Raw genomic sequence first — 19,693 nt, forward strand, 5'->3', positions numbered from 1 at the left:
CGGCGGCGGCGCCGAGGGGTGCGGCGGCCAGCGCGGCGGCGGGCCGGTCACGCACGAGGGAGGCGGCCAGCAGCGGACCACCCGTGAGCAGCCCCACCTTGATCGCCCGGCCGGGCCGCAGGTCGAAGAGGTTGGCGAGGTTGGCGGCGCCCGCGATGGCCGCGCCGTTGACGAGGGTGTCGGCGGGCCCTCGCGAGACGAGCGCGGCGGACGCGAGCCCAGTGGCGCCGATGCCGATGATCTTCACGGCTCCGCTGGTGACCTCGCCCCGCGCCAGCGCGCCGAGGTGGCCCTTGAAGCCCTTGGACGACGTGGTGCCGTAGAGGTCGTCGTAGGCGCCGAGCGCTCCGCTGCCGGCTCCGGCGATCAGGGCCGCCAGCCGTACGCGGGCGGGGAGGCCGGGGGTGAGCGCGACCGCGGCGCCGGAACCGGCGGCGAACGCGGGGCCCTCGAGGAGAGTCACGGGCTCGCCTCGGTGGTTCTTGCGGGTCCAGCGATCGCCGGGGTCGTGCGGCCGTGCCCGGGTGAGGGCGGCGTACGCGACGCGGGCGGCGGCGGCGCCGATGGCGGCTCCGGCGAGCGCGCAGAGCAGGCGGCCTGGTCGGCTGGCCATGGTCAGCTCCCTGACTCGGTGGGCGACGGGGACGCGGTGGACAGCGGGGGCAGGCTCTTGCCGATGCCGTACTGGCCGGCCCGCCCGTTCAGCTGCTCCCGCAGAGCGTAGACGATCACGACGCGGCCCGCGGGCATATCGACGGTGTCGACGGTGGAGACGCGCTTGGCGATGTCGCCGTCATCGCGTACGGCGGAGACGAGGTTGCCGGTGGTCGTGGTGGCGGCGCTGCCGGCCACGACCGCGCCCTTGCCGGCCACGTCGAGCCGGTCGGCGAGCGCGGCGAGGGAGGCGGCCTGGGCCTCGGCGTTCTTGCCCTCGAACGGCTTGTCGGGCGCGAACAGCACGGCGAGCGTGGCCCGCTTGGCCGGCTCGTCCTCGGTGCTGAGCAGCCCGCCGGTCTCGAACGCGCCGAGCACGGCCGCGGTGGCCGGGTTGGGGGTGCCGGCCTGGGCGGGGTCGCCGGTCATGAGCACGGCGGCGAGCAGCGCGCCGGCCTTGGCCGCGGTGGTGGTGTCGGGGGAGAAGTTCATGTCCGACGGCTTGAGCGTGGTGACGAGCTGGTCGATCACACCGGCGCCCTTGGGGTCGAGGAAGGCGTCGGTCAGCGCGACTCGCCCGGTGATGGTGGCACCGGCCTGGAGGAGCACCTGCTCCTGCGCCTCCCTGTAGGTGGTGTTGGAGCCTGGCGCCTCGATCAAGACGACCCGCTGGGCGTTCAGCTCGCCGGCGACGAGGTGCGGGGTGCGGGCGGTGACGAACGCGTCGTTGGCCGCCTCCCTGCCGCGCAGGATGTCGAGGTCGGCGCGCAGACCGTCGTTGGCCTTGGTCATCAGGTCGCTGGTCTTCTTGGCGGCGTCGATCGCGGGCGACTGGAGCAGCGTGGTGCCCATGACGATGCCCACGGCCAGCGCCAGGAAGATGGCGACGATGGAGACGAGGTGATAACGGAAATCGATCACGAGAAGAGTCCGACCAACCAGAAGATGAAAGCGTTCCAGACGTCCTGCAGGCCGTTCAGCCAGGTCTGGCCGATCGGCGAGATGAACAGCGCGACCCCCATGGTGATCAGCGCGGTGACCACGAGGAGGATGAGCTGCGGCGTGGAGATGCGGCTGCGGTAGAGCCGGCTGACGCCCTTGGCGTCGATGAGCTTGCTACCGATGCGCAGCCGGGTGAGGAAGGTGCTGGCCATGCCGGAGCGCCCCTTGTCGAGGAACTCCTCCAGCGTGCCGTGCGTGCCGACCGCGACGATCAGCTCGGCGCCCTTGTCGTCGGCCAGCAGCATCGCGATGTCCTCGCTGGTGCCGGTGGCGGGGAAGATCACGGCCTCGCGGCCGAGCTGGTGGACCCGCTCCAGGCCGGGCGCCCTGCCGTCGCGGTAGGCGTGCACGACGAGCTCGGCGCCGCAGGTCAGGGCCTTGGTGGAGACGGAGTCGAAGTCGCCCACGATCACATCGGGCAGGTAGCCGGCCTCCATCAGCGCGTCGGCGCCGCCGTCGACGCCGATGAGCACCGGCCGGTATTCGCGGATGTACGGGCGGAGGGTGGCGATGTCCTCCTTGTAGTGGTAGCCCCGCACCACGATGAGGACGTGCCTGCCTTCCATGGGGGTGCGGATCTCCGGCACGCCGACTCCGTCGATGAGGAGCTTGCCCTCGCCGCGAACGTATTCCATCGTGTTGACGGCGAACGCCTCGATCTGGACCGCGAGCCCCGCGCGGGCCTCGGCCATGGCGGCCTCGACCGCGTCGGCGCTCTGCTCGTCGCCCTTGCCCGCCGGCTCGTCGTCGAGGTAGACGACACCGTCGTGCAGGCGTACGACGTCACCGTCCTTGACCCGCTCGAACAGCTCCGGGGTCGCGTTGTCGACGAACGGCACACGCGCCTCGAGCAGAATCTGGGGCCCCAGGTTGGGGTAGCGACCGCTGATACCGGCCGCGACGTTGACCACGGCCGCCGCTCCGCATGCGACGAGCGCCTCCGCGCTGACCCGGTCCACGTCGACATGGTCGATAATCGCGATTTCACCGGGCTTGAGGCGCTTGGTGAGCCTCTTCGTCCGCCGATCGATTCTCGCCACTGCCGTGACACCGGGAAGGTCACCGACCTTCCTCCCGCGGAGGCCCGGCATCTTGCTCCCCGGAACCTTCATCAAGAACATCCTGCCAGAGTGAAACAGCTGAGCGGCCACTCATCGCGGGGCGTGTCCGCTATGTCACTCAGCTCACCCGGACCGCGGCGGCCGACCGGCGCAGCTCAGCGCTCGGCGGCGGCCAGCCCGAGCAGTTCCTCGGCGTGCGCCCTGCCCAGCTCGGAGTCCTCCAGCCCGGCCAGCATGCGCGACAGCTCGCGTACCCTGCCCTCGTGGTCGAGCGTGACGACACCGCTGCGCACGACGCTGCCGTCGCCGGTCTTCTCGACCACCAGGTGCTGGTCGGCGAAGGCCGCCACCTGCGGCAGGTGGGTGACGACGATCACCTGCGCGGTGCGGGCCAGCCTGGCCAGCCTGCGCCCGATCTCGACCGCCGCCTTGCCGCCGACGCCCGCGTCGACCTCGTCGAAGACGAACGTCGGCACCGGGTCGGCACCGGCGAACACCACCTCGATGGCGAGCATCACGCGGCTCAGCTCGCCACCGGAGGCGCCCTTGGTGAGCGGCAGCGGCGGCGCGGCGGGGTGCGCGGCCATGCGCAGCTCCACCTCGTCGACGCCCTCGGGCCCGAACTCGGCGGTCGGGGTGAGCTGGACGACGACCCTGGCGTGCGGCATGGCCAGCGCGGTCAGCTCCTCGGTGACGGCCTGCCCGAACCGCTCGGCGGCGGCCTGGCGCACCTTAGTGAGCTCGGCGGCCAGCTCGGTCAGCCGGACGGTCAGCTCGTCGTGCTCGCGGGTCAGCTCCTCGACGCGGTCGTCGTCGCCGTCCAGCTCGGCCAGCCGGGACGCCGACCGCTGCGCCCACGCCAGGACGCCCGCGCAGTCCTCCCCGTACTTGCGGATCAGCCCGGACAGCAGCGCCCGCCGCTCCTGCACCGCGGCCAGCCGGACGGGGTCGGCCTCGACGGACTCGGCGTAGGCGGCCAGGTCGGTGGCCACGTCGGAGATCAGGTAGCCCGCCTCGGCGAGCCGGTCGGCCATCCCGGCCAGCTCGGCGTCGAAGTCGCGCACCGCCTCGACGGCCACGCGCGCCTCGCCCAGCAGCGAGACCACGTCGTGCGCGCCGTCCACGGCCTGCATGGGGTCGCCGAGCAGCGCGGTGTGCGCGCCGGTCGCCGCGCCGCGCAGCGCGTCGGCGTGCGAGAGCCGCTCTTCCTCGCCGCGCAGCTCGACGTCCTCGCCGGGCTTGGGATCCACCTTCTCGATCTCGTCGAGGCCGAACCTCAGCACGTCGGCCTCCTGGGCGCGCTCGCGCGCCCTGGTGGTGAGCTCCTCCAGCTGCGCGGCCACCTGCTTGTGCCGTTTGTACGCCTGGGTGTAGGCGCGCAGCGGCTTGACCAGGTCGTTGCCGGCGTAGCGGTCGAGCGCGGCGCGCTGCCTGGCGGGCTGGAGGAGGCGCTGCTGGTCCATCTGGCCGTGCACGGCGACCAGGTCGTCGGCGAGGTAGGTCAGGGTGCCGACGGGCACGGTGCGGCCGCCGAGCCAGGCCCTGGAACGCCCCTCGGCGGAGACGACGCGCGAGATGATGAGCTCCCCGCCGTCGACCTCGCCGCCGATGTCCTCGACCTGCTGGGCGACGCGGCCGCCCGACTCGATGACGAGCGTGCCCTCGACGGTGGCCCGTTCGGCGCCCGGCCGGATGCGCGAAGGGTCGGCCCGCCCGCCGAACAGCAGCCCGAGCCCGGTGACGACCATCGTCTTGCCGGCCCCGGTCTCGCCGGTGACCACGTTGAACCCCGGCGAAAGCTCGAGAACGGCCTCGTCGATGACGCCGAGCCCCTGGATGCGGACCTCCTCGACCCTTGGTCGCACTGCCCACTCCCGTCGCTCCGAACACCTGTGCGCATGTGATCCTACGCGCCTCACAGCCAATTGACTCAGGGACGCACCCTTCCGCGCCAGCCCTGAACGGGTAGTTCGAACTTGGCGACCAGCCTGTCCGTGAACGGGGCGCCGCTGCTCTCCACGCCGTGCAGCCGCGCCAGCCGGACCGGCTCGGACCCGCGGCGGACCTCGACGCGCGTGCCGGACGGCAGGTCGAAGCGGCGGCGCCCGTCGCACCACATCACGCCGCCGGGCGTGTCGGGCAGGATCTCGACGGCGAGCGTGGAGCGGGGCGAGACCACCATGGGCCGGGCGAACAGCGCGTGGGCGCTGTTGGGCACCAGGAGCAGGGCCTCCACCTCGGGCCACACCACCGGCCCGCCGGCGGAGAAGGCGTAGGCGGTCGAGCCGGTCGGTGTGGCGCAGATCACACCGTCGCAGCCCCAGCGCGACAGCGGCCGCCCGTCGATCTCGACCACGGCCTCCAGCATGCGGTCCCGTTTCTCCACAGACGCCTCGTTGAGTGCCCACGTGTCGGCGACGATCTGGCCGTTCTGCCTGGCCAGCACGTCGATCGTCATGCGTTCCTCGACGTCGTAGCGGCCCGCGACCACGCTGTCGACCGCCGCGGCCAGGTCGTCCACCTCGGCCTCGGCCAGGAACCCGACGTGGCCGAGGTTGACGCCCAGCAGCGGGGTGCCGGCCGGCCTGGCCAGCTCGGCCGAGCGCAGCAGCGAGCCGTCGCCGCCGAGCACGATCATGACTTCGGCGTCCTTGGCGGCGCCGGGGTCGCAGGGCACCACCTCGACGCCCCCGCAGCCGATCTCGGCGGCCTCCACGTCGAGCACCCTGACCGTCAGACCGGCGCCGACCAGGCGGTCGATGACCAGGCGGGCGCTTTCGACCGCGGCCTCCCGCCCGGTGTGCGCGGTCACCAGCACGGTGCGGTCGGCGTTGGTCTGCTTCGTGGTGGTGTGGTTCATTGCGGCCCCTCCGCGACGGCCCGCCGGATCCCGGCCTCGATGTCTGCCACCGGCGGCTCCCCCTCTCCCTTGCCCAGCCACAGGAGGTATTCGACATTGCCCGACGGACCGGGCAGGGGACTGGCCGTGACGCCGCGTACCGACAGGCCCAGCTCCCCCGCCCGCGCCGCCACGTCTCGTACGGCCCGCGCCCGCAGCTCCGGGTCGCGCACCACCCCGCCCGCCCCCACGAGGTCCTTGCCCACCTCGAACTGCGGCTTGACCAGCATCACGAAGTCGGCTCGCGGAGCGGCCACGGCGGTCAGAGCGGGCAGCACGAGCCGGAGCGAGATGAACGACAGGTCGCCCACGACCAGCGCCGGCGGCTCGCCGACCATGTCGGGGGTGAGGTCGCGCACGTTGACGCGCTCCATCACGGTCACCCGCTCGTCGGTGCGCAGCGACCAGGCGAGCTGGCCGTAGCCCACGTCTACGGCGAGCACGTGGGCGGCCCCCTCGCGCAGCAGCACGTCGGTGAACCCGCCGGTGGACGCTCCCGCGTCCAGGCAGCGCCGACCGTCCACCCGCAGGCTCTCGAACGCCTCCAGCGCGCCCAGCAGTTTGTGCGCGCCGCGCGAGACGTAGTCGGGGCCGTCGGCGGACGAGGCGACGACGATGGCCGAGGCGGTGTCGACCTGGGTGGCCGGCTTGCCGGCCCGCTGGCCGCCCACCGTGACCCGGCCGGACTCGATGAGCTGGACCGCCTGCTCGCGCGACCGGGCCAGGCCCCGCCGTACCATCTCGCTGTCCAGGCGTATCCTGCGGGTCACTGCTCGTCCACGGCGGCGAGCGTGGACTCCAACCCCGAGAACGCCTCGTCGAACACCGCCACGTGCTCACTCACGGGCAGCTCGGCCAGGCGGCCGAGCCCGGTGAGCACCGCGTCGACCCGCTCGTCTCCGGTCTGCTCCGGCAGCGCACTCATGACACGACGGTAACGCCTCGCGCGAGCGCCCGGCACCTCGGCGGGTGTGTCACACGTTGAGAGGGCATACGGGGTGCCACGAATGTGGAACGCTACGTCCAGAAGGCCCAGAAAGGATGCGCATCATGGCAAGCGTCGAGGAGTGCCGGGTGGCACTGGCCAAGCTCGTCGCCCAGTTCGACGAGATCGACGAGAGAGACCGGGCCAGGCATGTGGTCGAGCGCACGGTGAGCTGCCGGGTCTCCGACATCGACATGACGTTCTACGGACGGCTGCACCACGACGGGCTCGACCCGTTCCGGGAGGAGCCGCCCGCCAACGGCAAGGGCGCAGACGTCAAGCTGACCATCGTGAGCGACGACCTGATCGCGCTGGTCGACGGCGAGCTCGACCTGGCCCGCGCGCTGCTCGGGGGGCGCGTGAAGATCGACGCCAGCTTCGGCGACCTCCTGCGCCTGCGCCGCCTCCTCTGACCCCCCTTCCCCTTGAAATATTTAATGCTCTCGTTAACTATTGGGCGATGGGCGAACACAAGGGTCTCATCATCGAAGCCGAGGGGCTCAGCCGCGCCTTCGGCGACCGCCTGGCCGTCGACGGCCTGGACCTGGCGATAGCCGCCGGCGAGGTCTTCGGCCTGCTGGGCCCGAACGGCGCAGGCAAGACCACCACGATCAGGATGCTCTCGACCCTCCTGCCGCCGGGCTCGGGCACCGCGCGGGTGTGCGGGTTCGACGTCGTGCGGGCCGCGGGCGAGGTGCGGCGGCGCATCGGCTACGTCATGCAGAACGTCTCCCCCATGGGCTACTACATGCTGACCGGCCGGGAGAAGGCCGAGATCGAGGCGGCCCTCTACCACGTGCCGCGCAGGAAGGTGAAGGCCCGGGTCGCCGAGACACTGGAGCTGATGGGGCTGTCGGCCCACGCCGACCGGCTGGTGCAGGAGTACTCCGGCGGCATGCAGAAGCGGCTCGACCTGGCCTGCGGCCTGCTGCACCGCCCCGACCTGCTGATCCTCGACGAGCCGACGCTCGGGCTCGACGTCCACTCGCGCCACCGCGTGTGGGACCACATCCGCGCCCTCTGCGAGGAAGGGACGACCGTGCTCCTGGCCACCAACTACATGGACGAGGCCGACCGGCTCTGCGACCGCCTGACGATCATCGACGGGGGCCGCCGGGTGGCGAGCGGCACGCCCGCCGGGCTCAAGACCGAGCTGGGCGCGGACTCCCTGGACGAGGTGTTCCTCCGGCACACCGGGCACGCGCTGCGGGAGGAGTCGGTCTGATGTGGTCGCAGGAGGTGCTCGCGCTGTCGCGCCGATGGCTGCTCATGACGCTCCGCGAACGGCTGAACCTACTGTTCAGCGTGCTCCAGCCGGCCGTGTGGCTGGTGTTCTTCGCCGGCGCGATGGGCGGGGCGGTGGACGCGCGGGTCGTGGGGACGGGAGACTACATCGCCTTCGCCGTGCCGGGCGTCATCGCCTTCACCGTGGTCGGCAACGGGGTGACGGCCGCGATGCCGCTGCTGTTCGACAAGGAGACGGGCTACCTGGACAAGCTGCTCAGCATGCCGATCAGGCGCAGCTCGCTGATCGTGTCCCGGTTCGTGTTCCAGGTGGGGATGAACTCGGCGCAGGTGATCGTGATCCTGCTCGTGGCCCTCGCGCTCGGGGTGCGCCCGGCCGCGGGTGTCGCCGGCGTGCTGGCGATCCTGGTCGCCGCGGGGCTGCTGACGCTGGCGCTCACGGCGGCGGCCATGGCCCTGGCCTGCGCGGTGCCGTCACACGGGACCTTCTTCGCGGTCACCGGGTTCGCGTCGCTGCCGCTGCTGTTCATGAGCAACGCCTTCGTGCCGCTGTCGGCCATGCCGGGGTGGATGGAGGTCGTGGCCCGCTTCAACCCGCTCACGTACGCGATCGAGGCCATGCGGCTGCTGGTGTTGCGGGGGTGGAGCGGCGGCGTGCCCGTGTCGCTGGGGGCACTGGTGGTGGCGGCGTCGCTGCTGCTGACCGTGGGCGCCTGGCAGTTCGCCCGCCAGACCGCCGAACGCGTCGCCTGACAGGGTCGGTGCCTGACAGGGTCGGCGCCGAGCGCGCGTCTCAGCCGATGCGGGCGAGCACCGTCTTGACCGCGTCCTCCTCGGCACGTCCCCCGCCCGCGTCCGCCCAGGCCGCGTCGCAGGCCGCCCGCAGCGCGTCGATCCGGCTCCCGTCGCCCTCCAGCCGCAGCACGCCGTCCACCCACCGGGCCCGCCACCCGCCGCACGCGCCGTGCCGTACCTCCGGATAGGGCTCCAGCAGCGCGGAAAGCCCTTCGGCGATGTACGTGGGCCGGTGCCGGGGCGCGGCGGTGAGCAGGTCGAGCGGCGTGGCCACCCCGGTCAGCACCAGGAGCCCGTCCACGCCCGCGTTCGTGGCCCCCTCGATGTCGGTGTCCAGCCGATCCCCCACGACGAGCGGCCTGCGAGCCCCGGTGCGGATCATCGACTCCCGGTGCAGCGGCGGATCGGGCTTGCCCGCGTACACCGGCTCGACACCGGTGGCCGTGGCGATCACCCGCACCATCGACCCGTTCCCGGGCAACTCGCCCCGGCCGGTGGGCATGGTGCTGTCCCCGTTGGAAGCCACGAACAACGCACCCCGCCGCACGGCCAACGCCCCCTCCGACAGCAGCCCGTACGACAGCCCGGGCGCGATCCCCTGCACCACCGCGACAGGCGCCTCCAGTGAGGTCGTCACGGGCCTGAGCCCCCGGTCCCGTACGGCCAGCCGCAGCCCGGATCCGCCGACGACGAGCACGTTCGAGCCAGGCGGCACCCGCTCCGACACCAGACGGGCGGCCGCCTGAGCGGAGGTGACGACGTCCTCGGCGGTAGCGGGCACGCCGAGCTCCCGCAGGTGCGCCGCGATGGCGGCTGGGGTGCGCGAGGCATTGTTGGTTACGTACGCCAGCCGCAGTCCCCGCCCCCGCGCCCCCTCCAGCGCCTCGGGCGCGCCCGGCACCGCATGACTGCCCAGGTAGACAACCCCGTCCAGGTCGAGCAGCAGCGTGTCGTAGCCGTCGATCAGCACGTGGCCCCTTTTCGTAAGCACACTGACGTCCGTGCGCGACTCTAGCGCCGCCTCCTCCACGCACCACCGCCCACCCCGACCATGCCCCCCTCACTGGCGACGCCGCATCAGAACGACCCCGCGCCAGAACTGCGAAGCCACGCCCTGTCAGAACACAAGGGCACACCAGACGACCAAGTCGCCCACCAGCCCATATCCCACCGATCAGCGGAAAGCCTGTCGAGGCACCCGGACCAGCCTCGCAGATGAGTCCGCAGCCTCCACCTCTCGGACGCGTGGAGGGGAGGCACCACCACCTCTCAGACGCATGGAGGCACCACGTCGTGGACGCATGGAGGCACCACCTCACGGAACGCATGGGGCAGAGGCACCACCTCGTGGACGGCCAGATGGTCGAACAATCCTGACCACCGATCGGCCCGAGCTCGCGTCGGCCGGTGCGTGTCGTCTCCGTGGCATTGCTGCCTGCCCTGCCTCTGTCGGGAGCTGTCGGGGACCGGCGGGGAACTATCGGGACCTGTCGGGACCTTGTCAGGACCACTCGGGTCTTGCCGGCACCACTCGGAACCCGCGGGGACCTTGGCGGGACCTGTCGGGACCTCTCGGATCCCGCGGGGACCTTGGCGGGACCTGTCGAGACCTGTCAGAGCCTCTCGGGACCTGTCGGTATCGTCACATCTCCCGGCGAGCACGCAAGGTGGCCCGCACGCTCTTCAAAGCCGACACATAGTGGCGCTCATCCGGCCGCATTGCTACAGCGATCGCAAGCGGCTCCTGGGCCCCCTCCACATCGCCCGTCCGCCACAACGCCAGCCCGAGCCCGAAGTGGGCGTAGTCCTCCGCGGGGTTGGCATCGACGATCAGCCGGAAGCTCTCCGCCGCCTCCGCGTACTGCCTGGAGTTGAACTGGGCCCGCGCCAACGCCTCCCGGATGCTGCGCGATTCGGGCTCGGCCATCGCGGCCCGTTCGAGCAGCGCGGCGGCTGCCGCCGGACTGCCCTCCTTCAGCAGTTTCACCCCACGCTGATACCAGTCGTAAACGTGGCCCTCGGGGGTGCCGGGGGAATCATCGTGGGCATTTCTACCTTGGACCATGCGTGACGTCTCCTTCATCGACAGACGACGGATCCGCTCGGTTCGCCGCGGCATCAAGAGCGACTGGGGCGTTGGGGCGACTTCTAGAGGACACAGGCCTTTATGGGAGCATGCCCGGTATGGGCACTCCTGAACTGCCGGTGCCGGATGGACTGGTGCTACGTCCCTTCCGCGGCGTCCGCTTCGCCGTCGACGATCCAGCCAAGGTGACCTCTCCGCCCTACGACCTCATTTCCGACGGCGACGTCCGCGCGCTCCTTGACTCCCATCCCAACAATGTGGTGCGCCTCATCCTTCCCTGCACATCCACTCCTCCAGCCACCCCACAGGCCGCCACCACGGCCACCTCGCCGACCATGCGCCCGCAGGTCCCTCCTGCCTCCGAAAGCAGGCCGAGTCAGCGACCGGCTCCGGCTCGTGCCCACGCTTCGCAAGCGTCCCCAGCCTTTCCTGCATCCGACCCATGGCACGTCATCCCACCCGCGGGCGCCGCCCATCCCGCAGAAGCCACGCCACCACCAGCAACATCCGCACCCGAAGCGGCATCCACGTCAACACCCGACCCGATGTCAACGCCAGAAGCGACGCCGGCATCCGACGCGGCCTCCGACGCGACGCCGGCATCCGACGCGACGTCAGTCCCCGAAGCGGACGGCCCATCAAGTGGCAAGCGGCCCACCGAGGAGAGGTATGGCGTCGCCCGCGACACCCTGCGCGCCTGGCTGGACTCGGGCGTCCTCGTACGTGACGCACTCCCGGCACTCTACGTCTACGAGCAGAGCGGCCCAGGCGTCCTGCAGCGCGGCCTCATCGGGGACGTCGGTCTCGCGGACCCCACGCAGGGCGTCATCCTGCCCCATGAGGACGTCTTCCCCGGCCCCATCGCCGACCGTCTCGCCCTCATGAGCACCACTCAGGCCAATCTCGAACCCATCTTCCTCCTCTACAACGGCGACCACGGCGCGGCCACGCGCCTGGTGGACGAGGTCGCCTCAACGCGCACTCCCCTGGTGGACGCCCGCACGGCCGACGGCCTTCACCATCGCCTGTGGGCGATCACCGACGGGGCGGAAATCGACGCCGTCAACACCGACCTCCGCACCCGCCAGGCCCTCATCGCCGATGGCCACCACAGGTACGCCACATACCGCATACTTCAGCGCCAGGAGCACGTCACCCACACCACCCCCGAACACCCAACGCCCACTCTCTCCCAAGAGGCACGGCTGGACCGGACAGAGGGCGTGCCGACACCTCCCCACGGACCAGCCGCAGCGGCAGTAGCCAAGGACTCCCCAGCGGCGCAGCAGCCGACTCCGGCGGAAACAACCGGGCAGACATCATCGAACGCAGGAGTCCCTCAAGCCTCAGAGACCCCAGCCCAGGCAGTTGGCGAAGCCAGAGCGTCCGGTCCTACGGGCGGGCCGTGGGACTTCGGGCTGGCATTGCTCGTGGACTCCACCGCGTACCCGCCCAATCTCCAGGCCATCCACCGGGTCATCCCCGGTCTCCCCCTGACCGAGGCGACCGCGAGGGCGAAGGGGGCATGGCGGGTACGCGATCACCCCAGCCTCGCCGAGGGCCTGACCGCGCTGGCAGCCGCCGCGGAGCCCGCCTTCCTGCTCGCCGGTGAGGGCGGCACCCACCTCCTCACCAACCCGGACCCCGTGCAGCTGGCCCAGGCCATGCCCGCCGACCGCTCCGATCGCTGGAACTCGTTGAACACCTCCATACTCACCCGGTTCGTCATGCCCAAGGTGTGGGGCATGCAGGACGACGAGCAGTCCGTGCGCATCGTCCACCACGATGCGCAAGCCGCCATCGACCTCGCCCTCCGGACCGGCGGCACGGCGGTCATCCTCAAGCCGCTCGCCGTCGAGGACGTGCTCGCCGTGGCGGCGCACGGCGAACGGGTCCCTCGCAAGTCGACCTCCTTCGGCCCCAAACCCAGGACGGGCTTCGTCCTGCGCACCTTCGCCGCCGAGTGACCCACAACCGCCCACCGGCCGTTCCGCTAGGCAACCGAAGCGAACGGCCGGACGCCCATAACCCTTTCAACCCTTTCGCCGATGCACATATCCCGTACAACACGCACTTCAGATGAAAAGACCGCCCCTCCCACTGCGGACAGGGCCAGGCCCTTCCAGCCCGCACAGGGTAGGCACGACGTCATCCGATCGCGGTAGGCGATGCTCGGGGGCACGGGCCGACGAATCGGTGTCCAGGGGCTCAATCGACTGCTGCGCCTCGCAGATGGCATCCGCAGGTATCCCCACCGCCACGGTCGGATGCACAGGTGCCGAGCACATCCGTCAGCCGGCTTCGGGCCAGTTGCGAGCCGGCTGGATCTCGGCCAGCACGCAGACCGCCGGCCCAGTAGATGCCGGCCGACTGTTGGCCCGAGCACCCGCAGGGGTAAGGCTTGAGAGGCGTAGCCCTCCTGGTCTTTGCGCATTTGCCGCTCTGGGTGGACCTCACCGACTCGACGGCTTCAGTGACCTCCGCCGACTCACGGACCGGCTGCGGCAGCTCAGTAACCTCGGTCGACTTCATGGATTCTTCGCCCCGACCGCCCCGGAGGGCCGCACCGACCCGACCGATCCAACCGCCCAATCGCCCCGATCCGGCCGACCGAAACGCACCGGCCCTACCGACCCGATGACCCAACGGACCCGACTGAACCCACCGAACCCAAGATCCACCGACCCCACGGACCCGACAGACCCGAGCGACCCGAGGGACCCGAGGGACCCGAGGGACCCGAGGGACCCGAGGGACTTGACCGAACCGGCTGGATCCACCGGCCCCAGCGGCCCTCAGGACCCGACAGACCCGACAGACCCGACAGACCCGACCGAACCGACAGACCCGACCGAACCGACGGGATTCACCGACACCCACGAACCCACCGAACCCATCGACCTGACCGAATCGACCGAACCCACCGGACCCATCGGACCCACCGGACGGCCCACCGACCCGACCGAGCCGACGGGCCCGACCGCTACCACGGGCCCAACTCCGACAGGCCCGATCGACCCAAGTGAGCCGAGCGAGCCGATCGGCCCAAGCGACCCTGCGCACCCGACAGATCCGACCGGCCCAGCAGACTCCGCCGATTCGTCGTGCTCGGAGAGGGCGACCGATTCGGCGTCGACTGGCCTGGCGGTGAGGACCTCCACCTCGTAACGCCAGATCTTGGCTCTAGCCGGACCGTAGATGCGACAGCGGAACGCGCCCGTGACCTCCAGCAGAGCAGGCGGTTTGAGGCTGCGGACCAGCGAGGCGGCTTCCGGGTCGAATGTCACGCACGGGATGCTGTCCGTGAGGATGCCGCCACGTCTGTGACGGCGGCGGCGCCGCACCACGAGGCGCCATTTCGTGAGAGTGTCGCCGCTCGGCAGCGTCTTGTCCTCGGCTGCGCTGGACAGCCTTCCCACCAGCACGACCTCGTTGCGGTCCACTGTCGCCTCCCATCGTAGATGCCCAGGTGGAGATCACTCTTTACGATGAAGGGGAGGCTGGAACGGCTCGAATGCCGTTCTGGGGACAACGGACGCGGCTCTGGGAGCACCTGTGGAGAACATCACCGCCCTGGGCGGCGACGTCTATGAGATCGATACCAAAATGGCCGGTTACTCGGGCATCACCGCCGGCTACCTGATCCTGAGCGACCGGCCCTGCCTGGTGGAGACCGGCACGTCGACCTCGTCACCCGTGGTACGCGACGCGCTTTCCTCGCTGGGGGTGGGGCCCGATGATCTGGCGACCGTCGTGGTCACGCACATCCATCTGGACCACGCCGGAGGAGTGGGGGACATCGCGAGGTTCTTCCCATCCGCGCAGGTCGTCGTGCACGAGAAGGGTGCCCGACATCTGGCCGATCCGTCCCGGCTGATGGCCAGCGCTCGGATGGTGTGGGGCGATCGGCTCGACACGCTCTTCGGTGAGCTGTCCCCGACCGAGGCGGAACGCATCGTGGCGCTCGGCGACACGGGATCCATCGACCTCGGCAACGGCAGGACGCTCAGCAGCCATTACTCACCCGGCCATGCCAAACACCACGTCGGCCTGGTCGACTCGGGCACCGGCGACCTGTACGTGGGCGACGCCGCGGGCGTGTACCTGCCACAGACGGGCGATCTGCGCCCCGCCACGCCCCCGCCGGACTTCGACCTGCAGACGGCGCTCGACTCGATCGCGCTGTTCGAAGCGCTGGGGCCGCAGCGGTTGCTGTTCAGCCACTACGGGCCGGTCAACGCCGTCCAGGAGACGCTCGAACGTTCCGCGGAGGAGCTCCGCATCTGGGTGGACCTGACACGCCAGGCACACGCGGAGGGCATGGATCTCGACCACGCCGTGGCCATGGTCAGAGACCGCACCAAGGAGCGCTACACCGCTCTCAAGTCCGACGACGAGACGGCTGAGCAGTTCGAGCTGCTGAGCGGCGCCCCGTCGAACGTCGCCGGCATCCTCCACTGGCTCAACCGCGTCTCGCCGTGACTTGTGGCGCCGCGCGGCGCAACCGACGGCGAAGCGCCGCACAGCGCAACGATTGAGGAGCATGACAGCAGGCGCCTGAGCTCGGCCATCACACCGCACTGGGCCAGGCGGCCTCGTGCTGCTGCCCCCAGCGCTTGCTGTGGCAGTCGCCCGGCCCACATGGCAAATGCGCCGCCTGCCGCGAGCCCCGCCTGCATGCGGGTGCCAACTTCGCGTGGTGTCAACTCCGTGGGGTGCCAACTCCGTGGGGGCCAACTTCGCGGGGTGCCTCCTCTACGGGTCCCTCCCGCGCGGAGGCCTTCAAGCCTGCGTGCCTTCTCCTCACTCAAGACCGCGTCCCGCGCGAACGCGTCCCCTGCGAGCCCCTGTGAACGAGACCCTGCGAGCCCGCCCCTTTGCGAACGGGACCCTGCGGACCCGCCCCCTTGCGAGTGGGACATGCCAGGGCGGCCTGGACTCTTGCCTACGTCCCCCGGGTGGCCCCCTCCCGGGGACGTTCTTCTCCCGAGGCGCCTCCACCCGCGAACAGGGCGCCAGGCGGCGGCCTGGCGCCGCGTGTCGTCGTGCCGAACAGCGGGCCGCGATTACGCTCGTGCGCGCCACACAGTCTCCATCACCACCTCGCCACAAGCCGCGACGCCTTGCGGGGCCGCGCCGACGGACACGACCCCACGGTCGAAGCGGCCCCAGACCGTGAGCGGACGCCGGCCTTGCGGGCGGACATGCGTGGCGCTCCTGCCTGCCGTGCCCCTTCAAGGGGGGACAGCTGATCAGTCGTCGCGCTTTGGCCGGTCCCTCGTGGGTTCGTCGGGCTCGTCGGGCTCGTCGGGCTCGTCGAGGATGTCACCGAAGTCGGGTTCGATGAAAGCCAGGTTGATGTCCGGGACCGCGTCCACGGGCTGCGCCGAGGGAGACGCTTCGTCCCTTGTCTCGGCCGCGTCACCGGGCTGCTCGGCTGCAAGGACGTCGCCAGGCGTGCCGGACTCGGAGGCCTCGGTGCCGTCCTGCACGACGGTCTGCTCGTCCTGTACGTCGGCGAAGTCGGCCTCGGACTCGTCGTCCTTCGGCTCGTCGAGGGAAGCGTCCTCCTCCACGAGAGCGTCCGCCTCGGGGAGAGCGCCATCCTCCGGGAGGTCGTCGTCCTCCGGAACGTCGTCCTCCTCCGCTTCCTCGACGAGGTCGACTTCCCCTTCCGCGGCCTCCGCGAGATCGTCGGTCTCAGCCGGGGCGCCCGTGTCCTCGGTCTCCTCCGCCGGCGCGTCCGCCTGGTCCGCGGCGCCCTGGTCGTCCAGGTCGTCGAAGTCCTCCTCGACGTCCTCGATGATGGCGCCGGTCAGCTCGGCGTAACGCTCAGCGGCATCCGTCTCGCCGTCCTCGTCGAACGCCATCGCCCGGGCGAACCAGTCGGTCGCGGCCTCATGGTGCCCGGCGTCGGCCAGCGCGTCGGCGTACGCGAACGCGAGCCGGGCAGACCAGGGCTTCGGCTCCGGGTCGCGCAGCTCGGGCAGGCGCTGAAGCGTGATGACGGCGGCGTCGTGCTGGCCGAGGTCGCGGCGGGCACCGGACTCGACAATGGACAGCTCGATCCGCTCCGCCCTGTCGAGGCGCTCGGCCTCCGGCGAACGGACCAGGTCGAGGGCGCGTTCGGGACGGCCCAGGCCGCGCTCGCAGTCGGCCATCACCGGAAGGTAGGCCTCGGACCCGGTCATCCGCCTGGCGGCGCGAAGGTCGCTGAGCGCCTCCGAGAAGTGACCGGCGCGATAGGCGACGATGCCTGCCGCCTCCCGTACGACACCGATGCGGGCCGCGAACCTGCGGGCCACCTTCGTGTGCTCGTGCGCCTGATCGGGGTCGTCGTCCTCCAGAGCGCGTTCCGCGGCGACGAGGTGCCTGCCCACCAGTTCGGCCAGGTCGCCGGGGAGGGAGCGAAGCTCGTCGCGTACTTCCTTGTCGAGCTCCTCGGCCGTGATGTCCGGTGCGACGTCGGGCAACCGCTCGCGCTGGGGGGCGTCTTCGCGGTCCTGCCTGCCGTACCTGGCGCGAGTGCCGCCCGCGGACTGGTCCTCGCGGTCGCGAGAGAAGGGCCGCGAACGGTCGTCGCGGTAGCCGCCTTCCCGACGCGGCCCACGGTCGTCACGGAACCCGCCCTCACGGCGCTCCCGGTAGCCACCCTCACGGCGCGGACCACGGTCGTCGCGGTACCCGCCCTCGCCGCGCGGACCCCGGTCGTCGCGGAAGCCGCCCTCACGGCGCGGACCCCGGTCATCGCGGAAGCCACCGTCACGGCGGGGACCACGGTCATCGCGGTCACCGAACGACCGCCGCGGCCCACGGTCGTCACGGAACCCGCCATCCCGCCGCGGACCACGATCATCACGATCACGGAACGAACGACGATCATCATCACGACGCGGACCACGACCCTCGCCGAAGCCACCCTCACGACGCGGACCACGATCGTCACGGAAGCCACCCCGGTCGCCTCCGGGCCCACCCTCACGGCGCTCCCGATAGCCACCCTCACGACGCGGACCACGGTCATCGCGATCACCGAACGACCGCCGCGGCCCACGGTCATCGCGGAACCCGCCATCCCGCCGCGGACCACGATCATCACGATCACGGAACGAACGACGATCATCATCACGACGCGGACCACGACCCTCGCCGAAGCCACCCTCACGACGCGGACCACGATCGTCACGGAAGCCACCCCGGTCGCCTCCGGGCCCCCCCTCACGGCGCTCCCGATAGCCACCTTCACGACGCGGGCCACGATCGTCGCGATCACGGAACGAGCGACGGTCATCATCGCGACGCGGACCCCGGTCATCCCGGAAGCCCCCCTGGTCGCCGCGGGGCCCACCCTCGCGGCGCTCCCGATAGCCACCCTCACGACGCGGACCACGGTCGTCGCGGTAACCACCCCGGTCGTCGCGCCCACGATAGCCGGACCGCTCGCCGTACCCGCGATCCTGGAAGGACCGCCGGTCGTCGCGGCCGGTGGAGCGCTCATCGGAACGGTGCGGGCGGTCCCGGTCCCCCCTGGCCGCGTCCTCGCCACGCCCGCGCGAGCCGGGCTCGCTGCCGCCTCTGTTTCCGTACGAGCGCCTCTCCCCGTGCTCGTCTCGCCCGCGCTGTTCGCCGTCCGGTCCGTTGTCTCTGTTCACTTCTGGTCCATTTCGTTGGCTCACTCAGCGGACCCGTATCGCACATGACGGCCGCCGTGGCTGGTCGCTGCCCGCGCTCGGGCCTTACGCGACGAAGGCCACCCGTGGGGGGTGGCCCGCTTACTCCAGCCTAGCAAGCCCTCGAACGTCAACGGACCCCTCCCAAGCCTGCTTATTCGGTCGCCCCTTTCGCAGCCTTTCAGGAAGACTGCTCGCCATGTCACTCCGCTTCCACGAGATCGCCGAGGCCGGGCACCGCATCCTGAACCCTCTCACCGACGACAAACTGGAGCTGCTGGGCGAGATCTGCCGCGTCACACCGGCTACGCGCCAGCTGGACCTGGCATGTGGGAAGGGCGAGCTCCTGACGCGCTGGTCCCAGCGGTACGGCTCGGTCGGCGTGGGCGTGGACATCAGCCAGGTGTTCCTCGCGGCGGCCCGTGACCGCGCCGACGAGCTGGGGGTCGCCGAAAGGGTGCGCTTCGTCGAGGCCGACGCCGCAACGTACGAGGACGGGCCGGGAACGTACGACATCGTCTCGTGCATCGGCGCAACGTGGATCGGCAACGGACTGCTCGGCACGCTTGACCTCATGCGCCGTCCGCTCAGGTCGGGCGGGCTGGCACTGGTCGGCGAGTGCTTCTGGAGTGTGCCGCCACCTGCCGAGGCATATGAGTCGCTGCAGATCGACGAGGACGCATTCACCTCGCTCGCGGGTACGGCGGAGCGGTTCGAGAGCGCGGGCTTCGAACTGCTGGAGATGGTCCTGGCCAACCAGGACACCTGGGACCGCTACGCCGCCGGCCAGTGGTGGACGCTGAGCGACTGGCTACGCGACCACCCCGATGACCCTGAAGCGCCGGCCGTCAGCGAATTCCTCGACCGTGCCCGCCGCTCGTATCTGGAATACGGCAGGCAGTACCTGGGCTGGGGCGTGTTCGTCCTGCGCGGCCACAGCCGGTAGCCGCGCCCGGCCGCTTCCAGGACACAAAAAAAGGGAGGGGTCTCACCCTCACAGGTGAAACCCCTCCCCCAACAATTGTCCGGCGGTGACCTACTCTCCCACACCCTCCCGAGTGCAGTACCATCGGCGCTGAGAAGCTTAACTTCCGGGTTCGGAATGTAACCGGGTGTTTCCTTCCCGCCATAACCGCCGTAACCCCACAAGACACACAACCACCACACGGGCTGGTTGCTGTCTCAGAATTGCCTAGTGGACGCGAGCAAGAAGAAAAAGCGCTTTGTGGTCAAGTCCTCGGCCTATTAGTACCGGTCAGCTCCACACGTTACCGCGCTTCCACCTCCGGCCTATCA

General features: G+C 70.7%; 18 protein-coding genes, 1 rRNA gene and 1 pseudogene. 8 read left to right on the top strand and 12 right to left on the bottom strand.

Annotation, left to right across the window (positions count from 1 at the left end; all coding sequences use genetic code 11):
• From DQW85_RS02600 to DQW85_RS45580, 7 genes are all read right to left on the bottom strand, one after another.
• Positions 1-613 (bottom strand): hypothetical protein (locus DQW85_RS02600; protein WP_113698836.1); only part of this gene is annotated, 613 nt, incomplete at its 3' end.
• A 2-nt stretch (positions 614-615) separates the two neighbouring features.
• Positions 616-1,575, bottom strand: a complete 960-nt coding sequence (locus DQW85_RS02605) for a copper transporter (RefSeq protein WP_113698837.1) — start codon at positions 1,573-1,575, stop codon at positions 616-618.
• Positions 1,572-2,768 (bottom strand): putative cytokinetic ring protein SteA, encoded by a 1,197-nt coding sequence (steA, locus tag DQW85_RS02610; protein ID WP_113698848.1) that lies wholly within the window; start codon positions 2,766-2,768, stop codon positions 1,572-1,574. Before steA ends, DQW85_RS02605 begins: the two co-directional genes overlap by 4 nt.
• A 104-nt stretch (positions 2,769-2,872) precedes the next feature.
• Positions 2,873-4,582 carry a DNA repair protein RecN gene (gene recN, locus DQW85_RS02615; protein WP_113698838.1) on the bottom strand — a complete coding sequence of 570 codons (1,710 nt, stop codon included), beginning with the start codon at positions 4,580-4,582 and terminating at the stop codon, positions 2,873-2,875.
• Between the two features lie 65 nt (positions 4,583-4,647).
• Entirely contained in the window at positions 4,648-5,577 is a 930-nt protein-coding gene (locus DQW85_RS02620) for an NAD kinase (RefSeq protein ID WP_113698839.1), read from the bottom strand.
• Complete coding sequence (locus DQW85_RS02625; protein ID WP_113698840.1) at positions 5,574-6,386, bottom strand: TlyA family RNA methyltransferase; 813 nt, start codon at positions 6,384-6,386, stop codon at positions 5,574-5,576. Before DQW85_RS02625 ends, DQW85_RS02620 begins: the two co-directional genes overlap by 4 nt.
• A complete protein-coding gene (locus DQW85_RS45580; protein WP_205314821.1) occupies positions 6,383-6,541 on the bottom strand; it encodes a hypothetical protein in 159 nt (52 codons plus the stop codon). The genes DQW85_RS02625 and DQW85_RS45580 overlap by 4 nt, the downstream gene beginning before the upstream one ends.
• 125 nt (positions 6,542-6,666) lie before the next feature.
• Between DQW85_RS45580 and DQW85_RS02630 the strand changes: the two genes are divergently transcribed.
• Genes DQW85_RS02630 through DQW85_RS02640 form a run of 3 tightly spaced genes read left to right on the top strand, consistent with a single transcriptional unit; the run spans position 6,667 to position 8,599 of the window.
• Positions 6,667-7,014 (top strand): SCP2 sterol-binding domain-containing protein, encoded by a 348-nt coding sequence (locus DQW85_RS02630; RefSeq protein WP_240196876.1) that lies wholly within the window; start codon positions 6,667-6,669, stop codon positions 7,012-7,014.
• 47 nt (positions 7,015-7,061) lie between these two features.
• A complete protein-coding gene (locus tag DQW85_RS02635; RefSeq protein WP_113698842.1) occupies positions 7,062-7,826 on the top strand; it encodes an ABC transporter ATP-binding protein in 765 nt (254 codons plus the stop codon).
• On the top strand, positions 7,826-8,599 hold the full coding sequence (locus tag DQW85_RS02640; RefSeq protein WP_113698843.1) for an ABC transporter permease: 774 nt from the start codon (positions 7,826-7,828) through the stop codon (positions 8,597-8,599). The genes DQW85_RS02635 and DQW85_RS02640 overlap by 1 nt, the downstream gene beginning before the upstream one ends.
• A gap of 40 nt (positions 8,600-8,639) precedes the next feature.
• On the opposite strand, the gene DQW85_RS02645 is transcribed toward DQW85_RS02640, so the two are convergent.
• Positions 8,640-9,611 carry an HAD-IIA family hydrolase gene (locus DQW85_RS02645; RefSeq protein ID WP_113698844.1) on the bottom strand — a complete coding sequence of 324 codons (972 nt, stop codon included), beginning with the start codon at positions 9,609-9,611 and terminating at the stop codon, positions 8,640-8,642.
• 672 nt (positions 9,612-10,283) lie between these two features.
• On the bottom strand, positions 10,284-10,706 hold the full coding sequence (locus tag DQW85_RS02650; RefSeq protein ID WP_113698845.1) for a tetratricopeptide repeat protein: 423 nt from the start codon (positions 10,704-10,706) through the stop codon (positions 10,284-10,286).
• A 119-nt stretch (positions 10,707-10,825) separates the two neighbouring features.
• Between DQW85_RS02650 and DQW85_RS02655 the strand changes: the two are divergent.
• Together DQW85_RS02655 and DQW85_RS02660 are read left to right on the top strand one after the other, a co-directional pair.
• Positions 10,826-11,023, top strand: a pseudogene (locus DQW85_RS02655) (DUF1015 family protein); the annotation flags it as partial.
• 249 nt (positions 11,024-11,272) lie between these two features.
• Positions 11,273-12,694, top strand: a complete 1,422-nt coding sequence (locus DQW85_RS02660; protein ID WP_113698849.1) for a DUF1015 family protein — start codon at positions 11,273-11,275, stop codon at positions 12,692-12,694.
• Positions 12,695-13,522: 828 nt separating this feature from the next.
• Here DQW85_RS02660 and DQW85_RS45585 read toward each other — a convergent pair.
• Positions 13,523-14,170 (bottom strand): single-stranded DNA-binding protein, encoded by a 648-nt coding sequence (locus DQW85_RS45585; protein ID WP_205314822.1) that lies wholly within the window; start codon positions 14,168-14,170, stop codon positions 13,523-13,525.
• A gap of 112 nt (positions 14,171-14,282) precedes the next feature.
• Here DQW85_RS45585 and DQW85_RS02670 point away from each other — a divergent pair, with 112 nt between their 5' ends.
• Positions 14,283-15,209: an MBL fold metallo-hydrolase gene (locus DQW85_RS02670; RefSeq protein ID WP_113698846.1), complete on the top strand. Its 927-nt coding sequence runs from the start codon at positions 14,283-14,285 to the stop codon at positions 15,207-15,209.
• A 770-nt stretch (positions 15,210-15,979) separates the two neighbouring features.
• On the opposite strand, the gene DQW85_RS02675 is transcribed toward DQW85_RS02670, so the two are convergent.
• A complete protein-coding gene (locus DQW85_RS02675) occupies positions 15,980-17,107 on the bottom strand; it encodes a hypothetical protein (protein WP_205314823.1) in 1,128 nt (375 codons plus the stop codon).
• Between DQW85_RS02675 and DQW85_RS44065 the strand changes: the two genes are divergently transcribed.
• Together DQW85_RS44065 and DQW85_RS02680 are read left to right on the top strand one after the other, a co-directional pair.
• Positions 17,045-18,427, top strand: coding sequence for a hypothetical protein (locus DQW85_RS44065; RefSeq protein WP_205314824.1), 1,383 nt, complete (start codon positions 17,045-17,047; stop codon positions 18,425-18,427). The genes DQW85_RS02675 and DQW85_RS44065 overlap by 63 nt on opposite strands.
• 169 nt (positions 18,428-18,596) lie before the next feature.
• Positions 18,597-19,343: an SAM-dependent methyltransferase gene (locus DQW85_RS02680; RefSeq protein ID WP_113698847.1), complete on the top strand. Its 747-nt coding sequence runs from the start codon at positions 18,597-18,599 to the stop codon at positions 19,341-19,343.
• Between the two features lie 77 nt (positions 19,344-19,420).
• Here the strand turns inward: DQW85_RS02680 and rrf are convergent.
• Positions 19,421-19,537: ribosomal RNA gene (rrf, locus tag DQW85_RS02685) — 5S ribosomal RNA — on the bottom strand.
• Positions 19,538-19,693: the final 156 nt, after the last annotated feature.

Source organism: Nonomuraea lactucae, from assembly GCF_003313395.1.
Taxonomy (GTDB): domain Bacteria; phylum Actinomycetota; class Actinomycetes; order Streptosporangiales; family Streptosporangiaceae; genus Nonomuraea; species Nonomuraea lactucae.

Bases quoted from the DNA above. Each gene is read 5' to 3' on its own strand.
- steA (WP_113698848.1), bottom strand. From the start codon at position 2,768: ATGAAGGTTCCGGGGAGCAAGATGCCGGGCCTCCGCGGGAGGAAGGTC.
- DQW85_RS02630 (WP_240196876.1), top strand. From the start codon at position 6,667: ATGGCAAGCGTCGAGGAGTGCCGGGTGGCACTGGCCAAGCTCGTCGCC.
- DQW85_RS02650 (WP_113698845.1), bottom strand. From the start codon at position 10,706: ATGGTCCAAGGTAGAAATGCCCACGATGATTCCCCCGGCACCCCCGAG.
- DQW85_RS02680 (WP_113698847.1), top strand. From the start codon at position 18,597: ATGTCACTCCGCTTCCACGAGATCGCCGAGGCCGGGCACCGCATCCTG.
- DQW85_RS02635 (WP_113698842.1), top strand. From the start codon at position 7,062: ATGGGCGAACACAAGGGTCTCATCATCGAAGCCGAGGGGCTCAGCCGC.
- DQW85_RS45580 (WP_205314821.1), bottom strand. From the start codon at position 6,541: ATGAGTGCGCTGCCGGAGCAGACCGGAGACGAGCGGGTCGACGCGGTG.
- DQW85_RS02640 (WP_113698843.1), top strand. From the start codon at position 7,826: ATGTGGTCGCAGGAGGTGCTCGCGCTGTCGCGCCGATGGCTGCTCATG.
- DQW85_RS02660 (WP_113698849.1), top strand. From the start codon at position 11,273: ATGTCAACGCCAGAAGCGACGCCGGCATCCGACGCGGCCTCCGACGCG.
- DQW85_RS02620 (WP_113698839.1), bottom strand. From the start codon at position 5,577: ATGAACCACACCACCACGAAGCAGACCAACGCCGACCGCACCGTGCTG.